The organism is Paenibacillus sp. W2I17 (assembly GCF_030815985.1).
Lineage (GTDB): Bacteria > Bacillota > Bacilli > Paenibacillales > Paenibacillaceae > Paenibacillus.
This window is the reverse complement of record NZ_JAUSXM010000001.1, coordinates 1,344,999-1,359,781: the sequence shown is the minus strand read 5'-3', so window position 1 is coordinate 1,359,781 and position 14,783 is coordinate 1,344,999. Positions and strand designations below refer to the sequence as shown.

At 45.1% G+C, this 14,783-nt stretch carries 13 protein-coding genes; 11 read left to right on the top strand and 2 right to left on the bottom strand.

From position 1 onward, the window contains the following. Positions 1-68: 68 nt before the first annotated feature. From QF041_RS05905 to QF041_RS05860, 10 genes are all read left to right on the top strand, one after another. Positions 69-476 carry a cupin domain-containing protein gene (locus tag QF041_RS05905; protein WP_307412852.1) on the top strand — a complete coding sequence of 136 codons (408 nt, stop codon included), beginning with the start codon at positions 69-71 and terminating at the stop codon, positions 474-476. 309 nt (positions 477-785) lie between these two features. Then, positions 786-1,775 (top strand): LacI family DNA-binding transcriptional regulator, encoded by a 990-nt coding sequence (locus QF041_RS05900; protein ID WP_307412850.1) that lies wholly within the window; start codon positions 786-788, stop codon positions 1,773-1,775. Next, on the top strand, positions 1,768-2,646 hold the full coding sequence (rbsK, locus tag QF041_RS05895) for a ribokinase (protein ID WP_307412849.1): 879 nt from the start codon (positions 1,768-1,770) through the stop codon (positions 2,644-2,646). Before QF041_RS05900 ends, rbsK begins: the two co-directional genes overlap by 8 nt. Then, positions 2,646-3,047, top strand: a complete 402-nt coding sequence (rbsD, locus tag QF041_RS05890) for a D-ribose pyranase (protein ID WP_221821049.1) — start codon at positions 2,646-2,648, stop codon at positions 3,045-3,047. Before rbsK ends, rbsD begins: the two co-directional genes overlap by 1 nt. A gap of 14 nt (positions 3,048-3,061) precedes the next feature. Further along, the gene (locus tag QF041_RS05885) at positions 3,062-4,543 is read left to right on the top strand and encodes a sugar ABC transporter ATP-binding protein (protein WP_307412847.1); all 1,482 of its coding nucleotides are present in this window, start codon (positions 3,062-3,064) and stop codon (positions 4,541-4,543) included. Between the two features lie 10 nt (positions 4,544-4,553). Further along, complete coding sequence (locus QF041_RS05880; protein WP_370511443.1) at positions 4,554-5,516, top strand: ABC transporter permease subunit; 963 nt, start codon at positions 4,554-4,556, stop codon at positions 5,514-5,516. Between the two features lie 14 nt (positions 5,517-5,530). Continuing rightward, entirely contained in the window at positions 5,531-6,463 is a 933-nt protein-coding gene (gene rbsB, locus QF041_RS05875) for a ribose ABC transporter substrate-binding protein RbsB (RefSeq protein WP_307412845.1), read from the top strand. Between the two features lie 332 nt (positions 6,464-6,795). Next, positions 6,796-7,539: a YggS family pyridoxal phosphate-dependent enzyme gene (locus QF041_RS05870; RefSeq protein ID WP_076212076.1), complete on the top strand. Its 744-nt coding sequence runs from the start codon at positions 6,796-6,798 to the stop codon at positions 7,537-7,539. A 19-nt stretch (positions 7,540-7,558) separates the two neighbouring features. Continuing rightward, a complete protein-coding gene (locus QF041_RS05865) occupies positions 7,559-8,764 on the top strand; it encodes a benzoate/H(+) symporter BenE family transporter (RefSeq protein ID WP_307412843.1) in 1,206 nt (401 codons plus the stop codon). Positions 8,765-8,789: 25 nt separating this feature from the next. After that, complete coding sequence (locus QF041_RS05860; RefSeq protein ID WP_307412842.1) at positions 8,790-10,034, top strand: serine hydroxymethyltransferase; 1,245 nt, start codon at positions 8,790-8,792, stop codon at positions 10,032-10,034. Positions 10,035-10,168: 134 nt separating this feature from the next. Here the strand turns inward: QF041_RS05860 and QF041_RS05855 are convergent, their stop codons facing one another. Both QF041_RS05855 and pdxR read right to left on the bottom strand, forming a co-directional pair. Then, positions 10,169-10,789 (bottom strand): NAD(P)-dependent oxidoreductase, encoded by a 621-nt coding sequence (locus tag QF041_RS05855; protein WP_307412839.1) that lies wholly within the window; start codon positions 10,787-10,789, stop codon positions 10,169-10,171. A 45-nt stretch (positions 10,790-10,834) separates the two neighbouring features. Beyond that, positions 10,835-12,265, bottom strand: coding sequence for a MocR-like pyridoxine biosynthesis transcription factor PdxR (gene pdxR, locus QF041_RS05850; protein WP_307412837.1), 1,431 nt, complete (start codon positions 12,263-12,265; stop codon positions 10,835-10,837). Positions 12,266-12,550: 285 nt separating this feature from the next. Between pdxR and QF041_RS05845 the strand changes: the two genes are divergently transcribed. Further along, entirely contained in the window at positions 12,551-14,656 is a 2,106-nt protein-coding gene (locus tag QF041_RS05845) for a serine hydrolase domain-containing protein (protein ID WP_307412836.1), read from the top strand. The last annotated feature ends 127 nt before the right edge of the window (positions 14,657-14,783 follow it).

Here is a 14,783-nt window from a genome sequence, read left to right as displayed (position 1 = left end):
GTAATCATATTTAGGTCAACATAGGAGCAGGACGGATTAATCAATAAGATCACATTGGAGGAAATAAAATGGCTAAACATGAAGAAGTTAAAGATGGAGGGATATTCCCGGTAGGAGAAAAAAACGAAGCATTTTCGCAATATTTCATAGGGCAAAGTTATCTCCAATCCTTGGTTGCTGATCCCAAAGTGAATGTGGGTGTTGGGAATGTAACGTTTGAACCGGGATGCAGAAATAACTGGCATATCCATCGCGGTGGATTTCAGCTGTTGTTAGTGACTGGTGGGGAAGGTTGGTATCAGGAAGAAGGAAAGCCTGCTCAATTCCTCAAAGCCGGCGATGTTATTGTGACTCATGATGGTGTGAAACACTGGCATGGGGCCGCTAAAGATAGTTGGTTTGAACACATTGCAATCACTGCAGGTACACCGGAATGGTTGGAACCTGTTACAGATGAAGTTTATGGGGAGTTATAAAATAAACGCTTGGAACTGATTTCTTCGAAAATGTTACTCCTAATTTAAATTAAAGGCTAATTAAATCCAGCGAGATTGCTGATTTTTATGTTGATCTGGGTGCCATCACTCTGAGTTTTAATCGAGTGATGGCTTCTTTACGTCTATGAAGTATCGATCTCCCTGACAGGTGAAAACCATGATATAGATGGATTCCAGTGCACATTTATGTATACTTGGAGAAATTTCCAGAATGAAACCACTTGTCAAATTAAAAATAATATGATAATTTAATGTCTGTAACCGGTTACACATAGAGGAGAGCAACTTATGACAACAATTAAAGACGTAGCTCAACTGGCTGGCGTATCTGTTGCCACCGTATCCAGAGTCATTAATGATAGAGGTTATGTTCATGCCGACACACGCAAGAAAGTGGAAGATGCTGTGAAGGCGCTTAATTTTTCGCCAAATGAAGTGGCCCGCTCATTATATAAGCGCAAGTCCAAACTGATTGGCCTGTTGTTGCCGGATATTGCCAACCCTTACTTCCCGCAGTTGGCCCGCGGCGTAGAGGACCGGATGCAGGAGCAGGATTACAGACTGATATTTGGAAATAGTGATGAGGATGAACGGAAGGAGCAGGATTACATCCAGACGTTTATCCAGAACAACGTGGTCGGTGTGATCTCTTCAACGAACTACCCTCATTCTTCAATATATGAAAAACTGAAGATTCCCGTGGTGTTTCTGGACAGAACCTCACTGGATCGTCCATCCGTGTATGCGGACGGCAGGGAAGGTGGAAGACTAGCTGCAAGGGAGATTATCAAACGCGGCAGTCGCCGGATTACAGTTATGCAGGGACCTTCACAGATCAGACCCGCTCAGGATCGTTTTGAAGGGGCGATTGAAATCATCCGTGATGCTGGGTTAGACTACCGGGTAATCCAGACGACCTCATTTTCAATTAACGAGGCAGGGGTATGGGCTGAAGAATTATTCAGAAAGTATGCGGACACAGACGGCATCATTGCCAGCAATGACATCGCAGCCATGGCAGTACTACATGAGGCATCACGGATCGGAAGAAAGGTTCCTGATGACGTACAAGTGATTGGTTTCGATGATATTCCGATGAGCAGCCTGTTATCGCCGGCATTGTCCACCATTCATCAGCCAGCATACGAGATGGGAAGAGAAGCGGCGGGATTACTTATCCAGCTTGTGGAACAAGCTGCAATAGAGAATAAAAACATACAGTTGCCCGTAAGTTTCATCGAACGGGGCACTACGAGAAAGGTGAGATCAGATGGCTAAAATATGTGTAATTGGAAGCAGTTCGATGGATCTGGTTGTTACTTCGTCAAGACGGCCGGGGGCGGGTGAAACCGTTCTTGGCGATAGCTTCAAAACGGTTCCTGGCGGCAAGGGAGCCAATCAGGCTGTTGCTGCTGCACGATTGGGTGCCGAGGTTGCGATGATCGGCCGGGTAGGCGACGATGCCTTTGGCAAAGATATTTTAGAGAACTTTAGAACAAATGCTGTAAATACGCAAAATGTGAAACCGGTTACACATTTGGAAAGTGGAACGGCTCATATCATTCTGGCAGAAGGTGATAATAGTATCGTAGTGGTTGAAGCGGCGAATCGGGAAGTTACTCCTGCATATGTCGATGAAGCAGCTGAAGTGATCCGCGATGCAGATATCGTATTAATTCAGCAGGAAATTCCGGAGGAAACGGTTGTGCATGTGAGTACATTGTGTGCAGAATTCGGAACACCGCTGCTGCTTAATCCCGCTCCGGCGAGAACATTGCCGCAAGAAGTGATCGACAATGCCGCATATATCACGCCGAACGAGCATGAAGCCGAGATTTTGTTTCAGGGTATGAGTCCGGCACAGGCATTACGTCAGTATCCTAACAAATTGTTCATCACGGAGGGCAGTAAAGGTGTACGTTACTTTGATGGCGCTGAGGAAATTCTAGTCCCAACTTATAAAGTTGAGGCTATCGATACTACTGGGGCAGGGGATACGTTCAACGCCGCATTTGCAGTTGCTTTGGCTGAAGGAAAAGCGTTGCAAGAGAGTATACGCTTCGCCAATCGGGCTGCATCGTTGTCCGTCACCAAGTTCGGAGCGCAGGGCGGCATGCCAACGCGTGATGAAGTAGAGGAGAGTTTGTAATGAAAAGAAATGGCATGTTGAATAGTCACATTTCCAAGATTCTGTCTGATCTGGGCCATACGGACATGATTGCGATCGCGGATGCAGGTCTGCCGGTACCGGACGGGGTACTCAAAATTGACCTGGCCCTCAAACTGGGAACACCAAGTTTTCGCGAAGTGGTGGAAGCGATCACTGAAGATATGATCATTGAGAAAGTCATTGTGGCTGAAGAGATTCGCGAAGGCAATCCTGTAGCCATGCAATTCATTACAGAGAAATTCGGAGTAGAAGCAATCGATGCTTCCGTCAGCCACGAACAATTCAAAGCATTAACCCGGCAGGTGAAAGCGGTCATCCGCACAGGTGAAGCCACACCCTATGCCAATTGCATTTTACAATCGGGAGTCCATTTCGGTTAAAAGGAGGTTGCGTAATGCACATTCAGATGCAAGACATTCATAAAGCGTTTGGAACGAATCAGGTGCTGAGCGGAGTGGATTTTGAACTAAAGGATGGTGAAGTTCATGCCCTGATGGGGGAGAATGGAGCCGGCAAATCCACACTGATGAATATTCTGATTGGTCTTCATCAGCGTGATCAGGGAACCATTACCATAGACGGAGAAGAAAACTATTTTGCAAGTCCGAAAGAAGCAGAGAAACTGGGTATCACCTTTATCCATCAGGAGCTGAATGTATGGCCTGAAATGACGGTGCTGGATAATCTATTTATTGGTAAGGAACTGACATCATCCATCGGGTTGCTTAATACAAGACAAATGAGAGCGCTTGCCAAAGAACAGTTCGCCAAGCTTTCCGTAGACATACCACTGGAACGTCCTGCGGGAGAGTGCTCTGTCGGGCAGCAACAGATGATTGAAATTGCCAAAGCGCTAATGACAGATGCCAAGGTCATCATAATGGACGAGCCAACAGCAGCACTTACAGAGCGCGAGATCCAGAAGCTGTTTGGTGTAATCAGCTCGCTGAAGAAGGAAGGCGTATCCATCGTGTATATTTCTCACCGAATGGAGGAGATATTCACGATCTGTGACCGGATTACCATCATGCGTGACGGAAGAACGGTGGACACGCAAGCTATTCCGCAGACAAGCTTTGATGATGTGGTTCGGAAAATGGTAGGTCGTGAACTTACCGAGCGTTATCCTGTCCGGAATCCTTCTTATGGTGAAGTTGTCCTCGAAGTAAGGAATGCAAGCAGCAAAGGTCTATTTGAGAATATTAACTTCACCGTGAGAGCGGGGGAAATACTCGGTTTCTCAGGACTCATGGGTTCTGGGCGAACAGAGATCATGAGAACCATCTTTGGTTTGGATACGTTGGATAGCGGTGAAATCTTCATTCGCGGCAAAAAAGCGAACATTCGTAAACCGGCAGATGCAGTGAAACATGGAATCGGGTTTATTACAGAAGACCGCAAGGATGAAGGGCTGGTATTAGACTTCTCTATTCGCGAGAATATGGCGTTGCCAAATCTGTTCAGTTTCTCAAGCAAAGGTTTCATCTCAGCTTCGAAAGAACAAGACTTCGTAGATACACTGATCAAACGTCTACAGATCAAAACACAATCCTCCGAGACGGCGGCAAGAAATCTATCGGGGGGTAACCAGCAGAAGGTGGTTATCGCGAAATGGGTTGGGATCGGACCAAGCGTACTTATCCTGGATGAACCCACGCGCGGAGTGGATGTCGGAGCGAAGCGCGAAATCTATGAATTGATGAATGAACTGACAGACCGTGGCGTTGCAATCATCATGGTATCGTCGGAGCTACCTGAAGTGCTTGGCATGAGCGACCGGATCGCGGTTGTGCATGAAGGACACATTAGTGGCGAGGTTGCAAGGGACGTAGCAACACAAGAACACATTATGACATTGGCCACAGGGGGACAGTGATATGACAACAATGCAGGAAAACAAAACGGCTAAAAGCGGCTTCCGTTTCTCAAACGTGATACAAAAATTGGGACCGCTGCTTGGTTTAATCATTCTTATTCTCATCGTATCGGTGTTGAATCCAAGTTTCTTGGAACCGCTTAATATCTTGAATTTATTGCGTCAAGTCTCGATTAATGCGCTGATTGCCTTTGGTATGACATTTGTTATTCTGACGGGTGGAATTGATCTGTCGGTCGGCTCAATCTTGGCTTTATCCAGTGCTTTTGTAGCAAATATGATGTTGTCTGGTCTCGATCCAATCTTGTCCATCATTATCGGTGTAGCACTCGGTGGTGTCATGGGTATGGTGAACGGACTGATGATTACCAAAGGTAAAATGGCTCCGTTTATCGCTACACTCGCTACCATGACCATATTCCGGGGACTAACATTGGTGTACACAAATGGTAACCCAATTACAGGCCTCGGAGATAACTTGTTGTTTCAATTGTTCGGCCGCGGTTACCTGCTGGGCATTCCGGTACCTGCAATTACGATGCTGATTACCTTCATGATTCTGTGGATTGTTTTGCATAAAACAGCTTTTGGCCGCAAAACGTACGCTATCGGTGGTAATGAGAAAGCTTCCATTATCTCGGGTATCAAAGTTAATCGCGTGAAAATTATGATCTACTCCCTGACAGGTATGCTCGCTGCTCTGGCAGGTGCAATTCTGACATCTCGTTTGAATTCAGCGCAACCAACGGCAGGTACATCCTACGAGCTGGATGCAATCGCAGCAGTTGTATTGGGTGGTACAAGTCTTGCTGGAGGACGAGGACGTATCGTTGGTACACTGATCGGTGTTCTGATTATCGGCGTGTTGAATAATGGATTGAACTTGCTTGAAGTAAACTCATTTTATCAAATGGTTGTAAAAGGTATCGTCATTGCCATTGCTGTCCTGCTGGACCGCAAGAAAACAGCATAAGGAGAGAAGCGAATATGAAAAAGTGGACTGTAACACTCGTAAGTATGCTGATGATCATCGTTCTGGCCGGGTGCTCTCTGGAGCCACCGGAATGGGCCAAACCTGACCCTAACAAAAGTAACGGACAGAAGAAAATAGGTTTGTCGATATCTACATTAAACAATCCATTCTTTGTATCACTGAAGGACGGGGTAATGGCTGAAGCCAAAAAACAGGGAATACAGGTCATCGTGGTGGATGCGCAGAACGATTCGGCCAAACAAACCAATGATGTGGATGATCTCATTCAGCAAGGCGTTAGTGCACTTCTAATTAACCCTGCGGACTCTGCAGCGATCTCCACAGCGGTTCAATCCGCTAATAGTGTGGGCATTCCTGTAATCACGCTGGATCGCTCCGCAGATAAAGGCGAAGTGGCGGCACTAGTGGCATCTGATAACGTTAAAGGTGGACGCATGGCAGCTGAATATTTTGTGGAACAACTGGGCGAGGGAGCAAAAGTCATTGAACTTGAGGGTGTACCTGGCGCTTCCGCAACAAGAGAACGGGGTAAAGGCTTCCATGAAGTGGCTGACAAGCAACTCGATGTGGTTTCCAAACAATCTGCTGATTTCGATCGGTCCAAAGGGTTAAATGTCATGGAGAACTTGCTACAAGGTAATCCTGACGTGCAGGCAGTATTTGCCCATAATGATGAGATGGCACTTGGTGCGATTGAAGCGATTCAAAGCTCAGGTAAAGACATTCCGGTCATCGGATTCGACGGCAATGATGATGCAATCAAATCCATTCAGGATGGAAAATTGACGGCAACAGTCGCTCAGCAGCCTATACTGATTGGCCAACTGGCGCTGCAAGCAGCTCTGGATGTGCTCAGTGGCAAGCAGGTGGAGTCATCGATTCCCGCTGAATTGAAGCTGGTAACCAAGGAAAATGTGAACGAGTAAATCATCATAAAACATGTATCTTCGTTCTGGACATGGACATGAACATAGAACTAAACCAAGCCGCTAAATTAGCGGCTTTTTTCATTTCAGAAGAAGCGTGCGGGCATCACATCAATCAGATTATTGACTTTTAAAAGCATATTAAAGGAACCCCAATTGAATTATAGTCCACTTTGTCATTTTGGACTGCTCCAAAAGAGCATTTTTGGATATGTATATCCAATCCATGCGTTGCTATACTAGCATGACGTTCCACACAGTCTTCACAATACAAAAGGAGGAGCTAATCTCATTGATTCATTCCTGTTCGGAATAGAAAGAAGGTGGCTGACATGAAACATCTAGTAGAAGAAAATCTTCAAGCTGTAAGACAGCAAATGGCATTGGCCTGCCAGGCTTCAGGTCGCAACATTGAGGACATCAAGTTGTTGCTCGCGACCAAAACGGTACCGCTAGAGAAATTACAAATAGCTATTCAAGCAGGTGAGGTCCTGTTTGGAGAGAACAAAGCTCAAGAACTCCGAGACAAATTCCCACTCATGGAACAAAGCAAGCAGGTGGAATGGCATTTTATCGGACATCTGCAAACAAATAAAGTAAAGGACGTTGTTAAATATGTTACTCTCATTCATTCCGTAGATCGTCTGAAACTGGGTCAAGCGTTACATAACCAGCTTCTCAAAGAGAATAAGACCTTAGACATTCTTGTGCAAATTAATACGTCCTACGAAGAAAGTAAATTTGGTGCCTCTCCAGAAACAGCCGTTGAGCTTGTAGAACAGTTGTCTCAATTCGAGACATTAAACGTGAAAGGATTAATGACCATTGGAAAACTGAATGCGACAAACGAAGAAACGCGACATTGTTTTCGATTGTTAAACCAGATCCGTACACAGATTAAAGAGAAAAATATTCCACGCGTAGAAATGGATATTTTATCGATGGGTATGTCTGGTGACTTCCAAGTCGCCATTGAAGAAGGAGCTACAATGATACGTGTAGGGACAAGTGTATTTGGTCAACGCTACTTACCGGACGAGTATTACTGGAATGAAAACACACGCATCGATGATTAAGTGAGAGGTAGTGTTAAATATGAAGACAGCATCCCCTTCGTTACGTGGCCGTGATTTGATATCGCCGGTGATCGCCGCTTTAATATCCGTAATTGTTAATTACGGGGGTACGTTTATCCTTGTTTTTCAAGCTGCAAAAGTCGCTGGTTTAAGCCCGGAAATGACCGCTTCCTGGATTTGGTCCATCTCGATTGGGGTAGGAGTAACAGGAATTTGGCTCAGTTATCGATATAAGGAACCGATTATTACAGCCTGGTCTACACCGGGTGTGGCGTTTCTCGTTTCAGCATTAGCGGTAACCCCTTATCCAGAAGCTATTGGCGCTTACATGATTTCAGCAGTCGGATTTATTATTTTAGGTTGGTCAGGCATGTTTGAACGTTTCGTTCGACTTATTCCCCCAGGCATCGCTTCCGGATTGTTAGCAGGTATTTTGCTACAGTTTGGAATATCGGCCTTTGGAGGGGCGAAGGTAGATCCTTTGCTTGTGATTGTACTGTTTGCAGGCTATATCGTGCTAAGAAGGTTTACTTCCCGTTACGCCATTGTTGGCATATTGGCAATCGGTTTGATTTATTTGATATGCATGGGGAAAACAGACTTCAGTACGATCCAATTGGCTGTAGCATCGCCTGTATTTGTTGTTCCAGCATTTTCGTTAAATGCTTTACTTGGCGTTGCGCTACCGCTGTTCATTATTACCTTGACAGGGCAGTATATGCCCGGAATGCTTGTTCTGCGTAATGATGGATTCAAGACAAGTGCCAATCCCATTTTGGCCGTAACAGGTTTGGGTTCGCTTCTTGCAGCCCCATTCGGATCACATGCTTTTAATGTGGCAGCTATTACAGCAGCGATTTGTACAGGGAAAGATGCACATGAGGATTCAACGAAGCGGTATATTGCAGGTATTGCTTGTGGTGTTTTTTATATTTTTGTCGGCATTTTTGGCGTAACATTGGCTGCTCTGTTTTTGATCCTTCCTGCTACCTTTATTGCAACATTAGCGGGATTGGCCTTACTTGGAACCATCGGTGGCAGTCTTGCCAATGCATTAACGGACCCTAAGGGACGTGAAACTGCATTGATTACGTTTTTGGCGACAGCAGCGAATGTGACTTTGCTTGGTGTCGGTGGTGCATTTTGGGGACTGTTTGCAGGAATGATGGCACATCTACTGATGAATAGTAAATTTCCCAAAAAACAATTTGGATCGAATAGATAACCGTAAGATTGGGAGGAAGATGTTCATGAAACATTTGGAGAAACAAGATAAAGTAATAGGAAAGGCTGTTCAGCAAGAGCTTGCACGGCAGCGGGATACGATAGAACTGATTGCATCAGAGAATTTTGTGAGTCAAGCTGTGATGGAAGCAACCGGTTCAGTGTTGACCAATAAATATGCAGAGGGGTATCCGGGCAGAAGATATTACGGCGGGTGTGAGCATGTTGATACGGTCGAGGAGATAGCGAATCGCCGCCTTAAAGCCCTTTTTGGCGCTGAACATGCGAATGTGCAGCCTCACTCCGGTTCTCAGGCCAACATGGCAGTATATTTTGCCTCGGTTGAGATTGGTGACACAATACTTGGCATGAATCTATCCCAAGGTGGTCATCTAACACACGGAAGTACTGTTAATTTTTCAGGTAGGTTTTACAATTTTGTTCCATATGGTGTCGATGCACAGACGGGCCGCATTGACTTTGACGAAGTACGTAAACTTGCTTATAAGTATCGTCCACGCATGATTGTTGCAGGTGGAAGTGCATACCCGCGGACCATTGAGTTTGAATTATTTTCCCAGATTGCCGCCGAAGTGGGAGCTCTTTTCTTTGTAGATATGGCGCATATAGCAGGAATTGTTGCGGCAGGTTCGCATCCTAACCCGGTACCACATGCACATTTTGTTTCAACTACCACACACAAGACCTTACGAGGGCCACGAGGGGGAGCCATTTTGTGCCGGGAGTCGTGGGCAAAGGCGATCGACAAAGCTGTATTCCCAGGAACCCAGGGTGGGCCATTCATGCACGTTATCGCGGGGAAAGCGGTGGCATTAGGCGAGGCATTGCAATCCGATTTCACAACATATATTGAAGGTGTTCTGAATAACGCCAACGTATTGGCAGAAACTTTAATGAATGAAGGGCTCACCCTTGTATCGGGAGGAACAGATAATCATATCGTGTTGGTTGACTTACGAACTATGGGCCTTACAGGCAAAGAAGCCGAAGCTTTACTGGATGAAGTAGGGATTACGGCAAATAAAAATGCAATCCCTCATGATACGGCAAGTCCTTTAGTTACGAGCGGTATTCGTTTTGGAACTCCGGCTATGACTTCAAGAGGGCTTGGAGCCAGGGAAATGAAAGAAATTGCTCAGCTGATAGGGCTTGCTTTTAAAAATCCAAAGAACTCGGATGTAAAAAATCAAATATTAGGTAGTGTCCGTGAAATCACTTCGCAATTTCCTCTATATGAAGGACTTAAATAGCTCAACAGCAGACACAAATAGAGCCTGCAATTGTTCCTAATGGATAACAATTGCAGGCTCGTAATTTGCTTGTTTATATTGAAACTTACTTTTTTGACGAAGAGATATACCTTAATTGAGATATAGGAGACGCCCTAGTAGGCTATACCTACACGAGACTGTACATACTCGTCAGACATTAATTGCTGATAAGTAAACTCCGCAGTATCGATTACAGATATAGAGGTTCCACCGTCAGGCAAATAGTCGCGCTCAACCCGGTACTTACCGAGAGATTCTCCATCAAATAAGTAGGTAGGACACACGATGGTCCATTCTAACTTTGAAGCTTTGAGAATGTTGTACATTTCCAGATGCTCTTCAGCTGCTCGCGTGGACTTACGTTTGGACTCAGGGGATTGAAAACGAAGCAAGCCAGGATCCGTTCGACTTTCCAATATTCCTGCTGTACCAATGGTAATGATTCTTTTGATACGCTCCTGAGCCATAGCCTCAACAATATGTCCCATGGATTGCGATAATGTAGTCGTTCCATCGGTACTTAAGGAACTAACAACGAGATCCACACCCTGTATGGCGTGATGAATATCCTCTTTGACTAAAGCGTTTCCTTGATGCAGAACGAAATTGTCATCGTTGATTTGTACCTTTTCCGGGCTTCTAACCAGTGCAGTTACATGATGATTGGAACGTAGGGCATTAGAGACGAAATGATTTCCAACCCGTCCGGTGGCTCCTAACACTAAAATTTTCATTACAAAAAACATCCTTTCGAATCCGATTGCAGAGCATGTTCTCCATCATAATACAATCTTTGCTAGCCGATGTATGCCTTCCTCAATCTGCTCCTCATCCACTTTCGCAAAACCTAATATCCATCCTTTTCGATGACTCTCCAAGCAATATCTACTAAGCGGATACACGCGTACACCTTGATCAAGGGCAGCATTCGTCAGCGCTTCTTCGTCAAATGACGTTTCAGATTCTAGAAGCATATGTAATCCCGTTTCCACACCACTTAATGTAAATCGTGAGCCTAGCCCAGAAGCAACAATGGCTTTGGTCATGACTTCGTGTCTGCGTCGATATATGTTCCGAACTCTTCTCATATGGCGCATAAAATGACCACGCTCAATAAAATGAGTTAGCGTTAATTGTTCCATAATCGGCAGATGACGATAGGTTAATTCATGAACTTGGGTAAGGCGATCGATGGCTATTTTGGGGCCGATGATAGCGGATAGTCGAATGCCGGGTGCAACCATTTTGGAAAAACTCATCATATAAAGCGTATTCTGAGGTTGCTGACTAAATATAGTTGGAAGCGGATCTCCACGGTACCTAAATTCGCTATCGTAGTCATCCTCAACAATCCAATATCGATGATGAGCTGCCGAGTGCATCAATTGTTGCCTGCGTGGCTCCGACATAATAACACCAACGGCGCATTGATGAGAAGGTGTGACAAATACGAGTTTCGTCTCTGGGTGAATATGATCTACACATAATCCATACTCATCGACTGGGACGGGATCGACTTGCATCCGGCGGTATTTCATCGCCATCCAAGCAGCAGGGAAGCCGGGATCTTCTACGGAAATTCTGTCTCCCTCACTTAAGAGTGCCTGGGCAATTAAATCAATGCTATGTTGTGCACCTGAGGTTAACAAGATTTGATCAACATCGATATGAATGCCTCGTTCAAGTGACAAATAACGCTGAATCTGCTCTCTTAACGTCAGTAACCCTCTGGCATCGCCATAAGCCCAAAGATCCAGATTGGGTTCAGTAGAAGCTTGTAAAAAAGATTGCCTCCAGGCTTTTGTGAAACCTTCATCCAGATAAGGCTCGTGGGGATTAAAATCAATTTCTATTTTGCGATTGTCTCTATTGCCAAACCAACTATGCAGATGACCAATCGATTCGTTTAGTGTAGGCAGATCGGGCGGAATAGGCCCTTGCTTCGTGACGCCTTCTGATGAACGAGGTGCATATGTCCAATCACTAACTCTTGTCCCGGCTCGTCGGGAGGTTACCGTATACCCTCGACTGAATAATTCCTCGTACACAATCTGTATGGTTGAGCGTGAAACACCAATTAATTGAGCAAGTTCGCGTGAGGGGAGTAGCAATTCTCCTGGTTGCCATTTCCCGGTTGTGATATTATGAATCGCTTGATCCAAAAGTTGCTGCCAGATCGGGCGTTGGTCATTCCGATTAACTTTTAGCATTGCTTCAACTCCATTACTCATGCTGAATTATGGATTGCATTTATTCATGTACTTAGCCATGTTATTAACACTCCATTGACTGATATACCATTATAGCAAAAGTTTAATTTGCAAACAAAACAAAGCTGGACTAAAGCGATTTTTACCGTGTGTCCAACTTATTTCGGTCGGTCCTGCTTGGTTCATACTCGATTCATATTCAAGCCACAGACAGTTCATCTTCTTCGGTTACACTACGGGAGTACGAACACAGAGATTCCCAATCCATAGACTAGACAGGAGAAGATGAGATTGACACGAAAGAAACGAACGTCTATCGCCGCCATAACTTTGGTGTTTGCAATGATGTCCCCAATGTCGGCCATGGCCACACCCGCTACCAGTAACGGTAGTAGCTCTACGTATGATCTAACTAAAAAGGCAGTAAGTGCAAAGGCCAAGGTACTCACTGAATCATACGCTACGACAAGTGTGCAGTACGCACTGATGGATGAGGGTGAGATTGTGATCTCCGGTCAGGCAGGCAAAAATGATCTGAAAAACAACATCCCGCTTTCTTCAGATACCGTGTATGGCATTGGTTCAACCAGCAAAATGATGCTCACAACCTCTGTAATGAAGCTCGTTGATCAGGGCAAGATCGATCTCGATGAGCCTGTCGTGAAGTATATTCCGGACTTTAAAATGAAAGACAAGCGTTACCAACAGATTACACCACGCATGTTACTGAATCATTCATCCGGACTTCTCGGAACGTCAAGTAACAGTGCAATACTGTTTGGAGATAATGATACCTATGCACATGATACGTTACTGGAACAATTGGCGACGCAACATCTGAAGGCCGATCCTGGCGCATACTCGGTGTATAGTAATGACGGTTTTACACTAGCTGAAATTCTGGTTGAGCGGGTCAGCGGCTTGGATTTCACAACTTTCATGCACCGGTACATAACCGAACCCCTTGGTATGGAGCATACCAAAACACCGCAGGATATTGTGGACTTCAGCCAGATGGCAGCAACATATGCCCCTTTGGATGAGGAGAAACTTCCATTAGAGACTACAAATATGATTGCCTCGGGAGGCATCTATTCCACCGCTGAAGATCTGGTTCAGTTCTCGAAAATCTTTACAGGTGAGGTTGAAGGTGTTCTTTCGGAGGAATCCGTAGAGGCCATGGAGCAAGAAGAATACAAGAGAGGCATGTGGCCGGAAGAAGGCGATTCGTCTATTGGTTACGGCCTGGGCTGGGACAGCGTGAACCTGTTTCCTTTTAATGATTACGGCATCCAGGCAGTAAGCAAAGGCGGCAATACAATAACCTATCATTCCTCCTTAATTGTGCTACCGGAATATAATATGGCTGCTGCCGTAACCTCTTCGGGTGGTCATAGCTCAACGGATCAATTGCTGGCAACTGAGCTGTTGCTTAGTGCGCTTGAGGAGAAGAATATCATTCCAGAGCGTAAACCGGAGAAGTCACATGATGTACCGGTGAAAACAACCATGCCGAAGGAACTTACACAGCACACAGGCATGTACGCGGGTGGGGCAAACATGTTAATGAAGATGGACGTAAAAGATGATGGGCAATTAACGTTATCTAATCTGTCTTCTCCTAACAGTCCTGATCAGACCTATACGTACACCCCTGATGGCTCATTTGTTAATGATGCGGCTACGGAAAAGCTGAAGTTCGTTCAGGAAGTCAATGGGCACACATATTTGTGGTCTCGCTCGTATCAGTCTGTTCCTGGGCTTGGGCAAGTTGCTTCCTCTGAATATAAGGCAGAAAAGCTTGAAACCAATGAATTGTCGGAAGAAGTAAAGGCCGCATGGCAGAAACGGGAAGGCAAAGCGTATGTGTTAGTCAATGAAAAATACACATCAACACTGTACAACGCAGCGATGCCGATGATTCCCATTCATACTTTTAATGAGCTACCGGGTTATGTCTACACGAATAAAATCGTTGGAGCTAACCAAGCTGTGAACCAATTGCAAATTCCTGGATTAGCGGGCCGTGACACGATGGAGTTTAATTTCAATGAGGAAAATGGCGTGGAATATGTTACAGCTGGAGGCAACGTTTATGCTGCTCAAGACATCATCAAACCGATCTATGCGGGAAGACAATCGAAGACAACCATTCAAGCGAATGGTCATGCCACATGGTTTTCAATTCCTGCATCAGCTGCAGGTAAAGAAATGACGGTCAAGATGTCTGCAAACAGCGCATTTGCTGTATATAACCAAGCTGGCATAGGCATTAATCATACAGTGGTCAGTGGACAAAACGAAATTGTGTTGCCTGAGAACGGAACTATTGTATTCGCGGGTGAAGCTGGTTCGAAGTTCGAGATTGTATTGACAACCAGAGCAAATTAATAGATTATAAAAAACTGTACAATAAAAAGTCGCGGAAATCGCGGCTTTTTTTGAGTTTTAAATTTTAAATAATACGTTTTAAAGTAAATGTACCTTTTTTCAGATTCACAATGTAATATTGGGTTTC

Coding starts and splice junctions, on each gene's coding strand:
- QF041_RS05880 (WP_370511443.1), top strand. CDS start 4,554: ATGCAGGAAAACAAAACGGCTAAAAGCGGCTTCCGTTTCTCAAACGTG.
- QF041_RS05900 (WP_307412850.1), top strand. CDS start 786: ATGACAACAATTAAAGACGTAGCTCAACTGGCTGGCGTATCTGTTGCC.
- QF041_RS05855 (WP_307412839.1), bottom strand. CDS start 10,789: ATGAAAATTTTAGTGTTAGGAGCCACCGGACGGGTTGGAAATCATTTC.
- QF041_RS05870 (WP_076212076.1), top strand. CDS start 6,796: ATGAAACATCTAGTAGAAGAAAATCTTCAAGCTGTAAGACAGCAAATG.
- QF041_RS05860 (WP_307412842.1), top strand. CDS start 8,790: ATGAAACATTTGGAGAAACAAGATAAAGTAATAGGAAAGGCTGTTCAG.
- rbsD (WP_221821049.1), top strand. CDS start 2,646: ATGAAAAGAAATGGCATGTTGAATAGTCACATTTCCAAGATTCTGTCT.
- QF041_RS05845 (WP_307412836.1), top strand. CDS start 12,551: ATGAGATTGACACGAAAGAAACGAACGTCTATCGCCGCCATAACTTTG.
- rbsK (WP_307412849.1), top strand. CDS start 1,768: ATGGCTAAAATATGTGTAATTGGAAGCAGTTCGATGGATCTGGTTGTT.
- QF041_RS05865 (WP_307412843.1), top strand. CDS start 7,559: ATGAAGACAGCATCCCCTTCGTTACGTGGCCGTGATTTGATATCGCCG.
- rbsB (WP_307412845.1), top strand. CDS start 5,531: ATGAAAAAGTGGACTGTAACACTCGTAAGTATGCTGATGATCATCGTT.
- QF041_RS05885 (WP_307412847.1), top strand. CDS start 3,062: ATGCACATTCAGATGCAAGACATTCATAAAGCGTTTGGAACGAATCAG.
- QF041_RS05905 (WP_307412852.1), top strand. CDS start 69: ATGGCTAAACATGAAGAAGTTAAAGATGGAGGGATATTCCCGGTAGGA.
- pdxR (WP_307412837.1), bottom strand. CDS start 12,265: ATGCTAAAAGTTAATCGGAATGACCAACGCCCGATCTGGCAGCAACTT.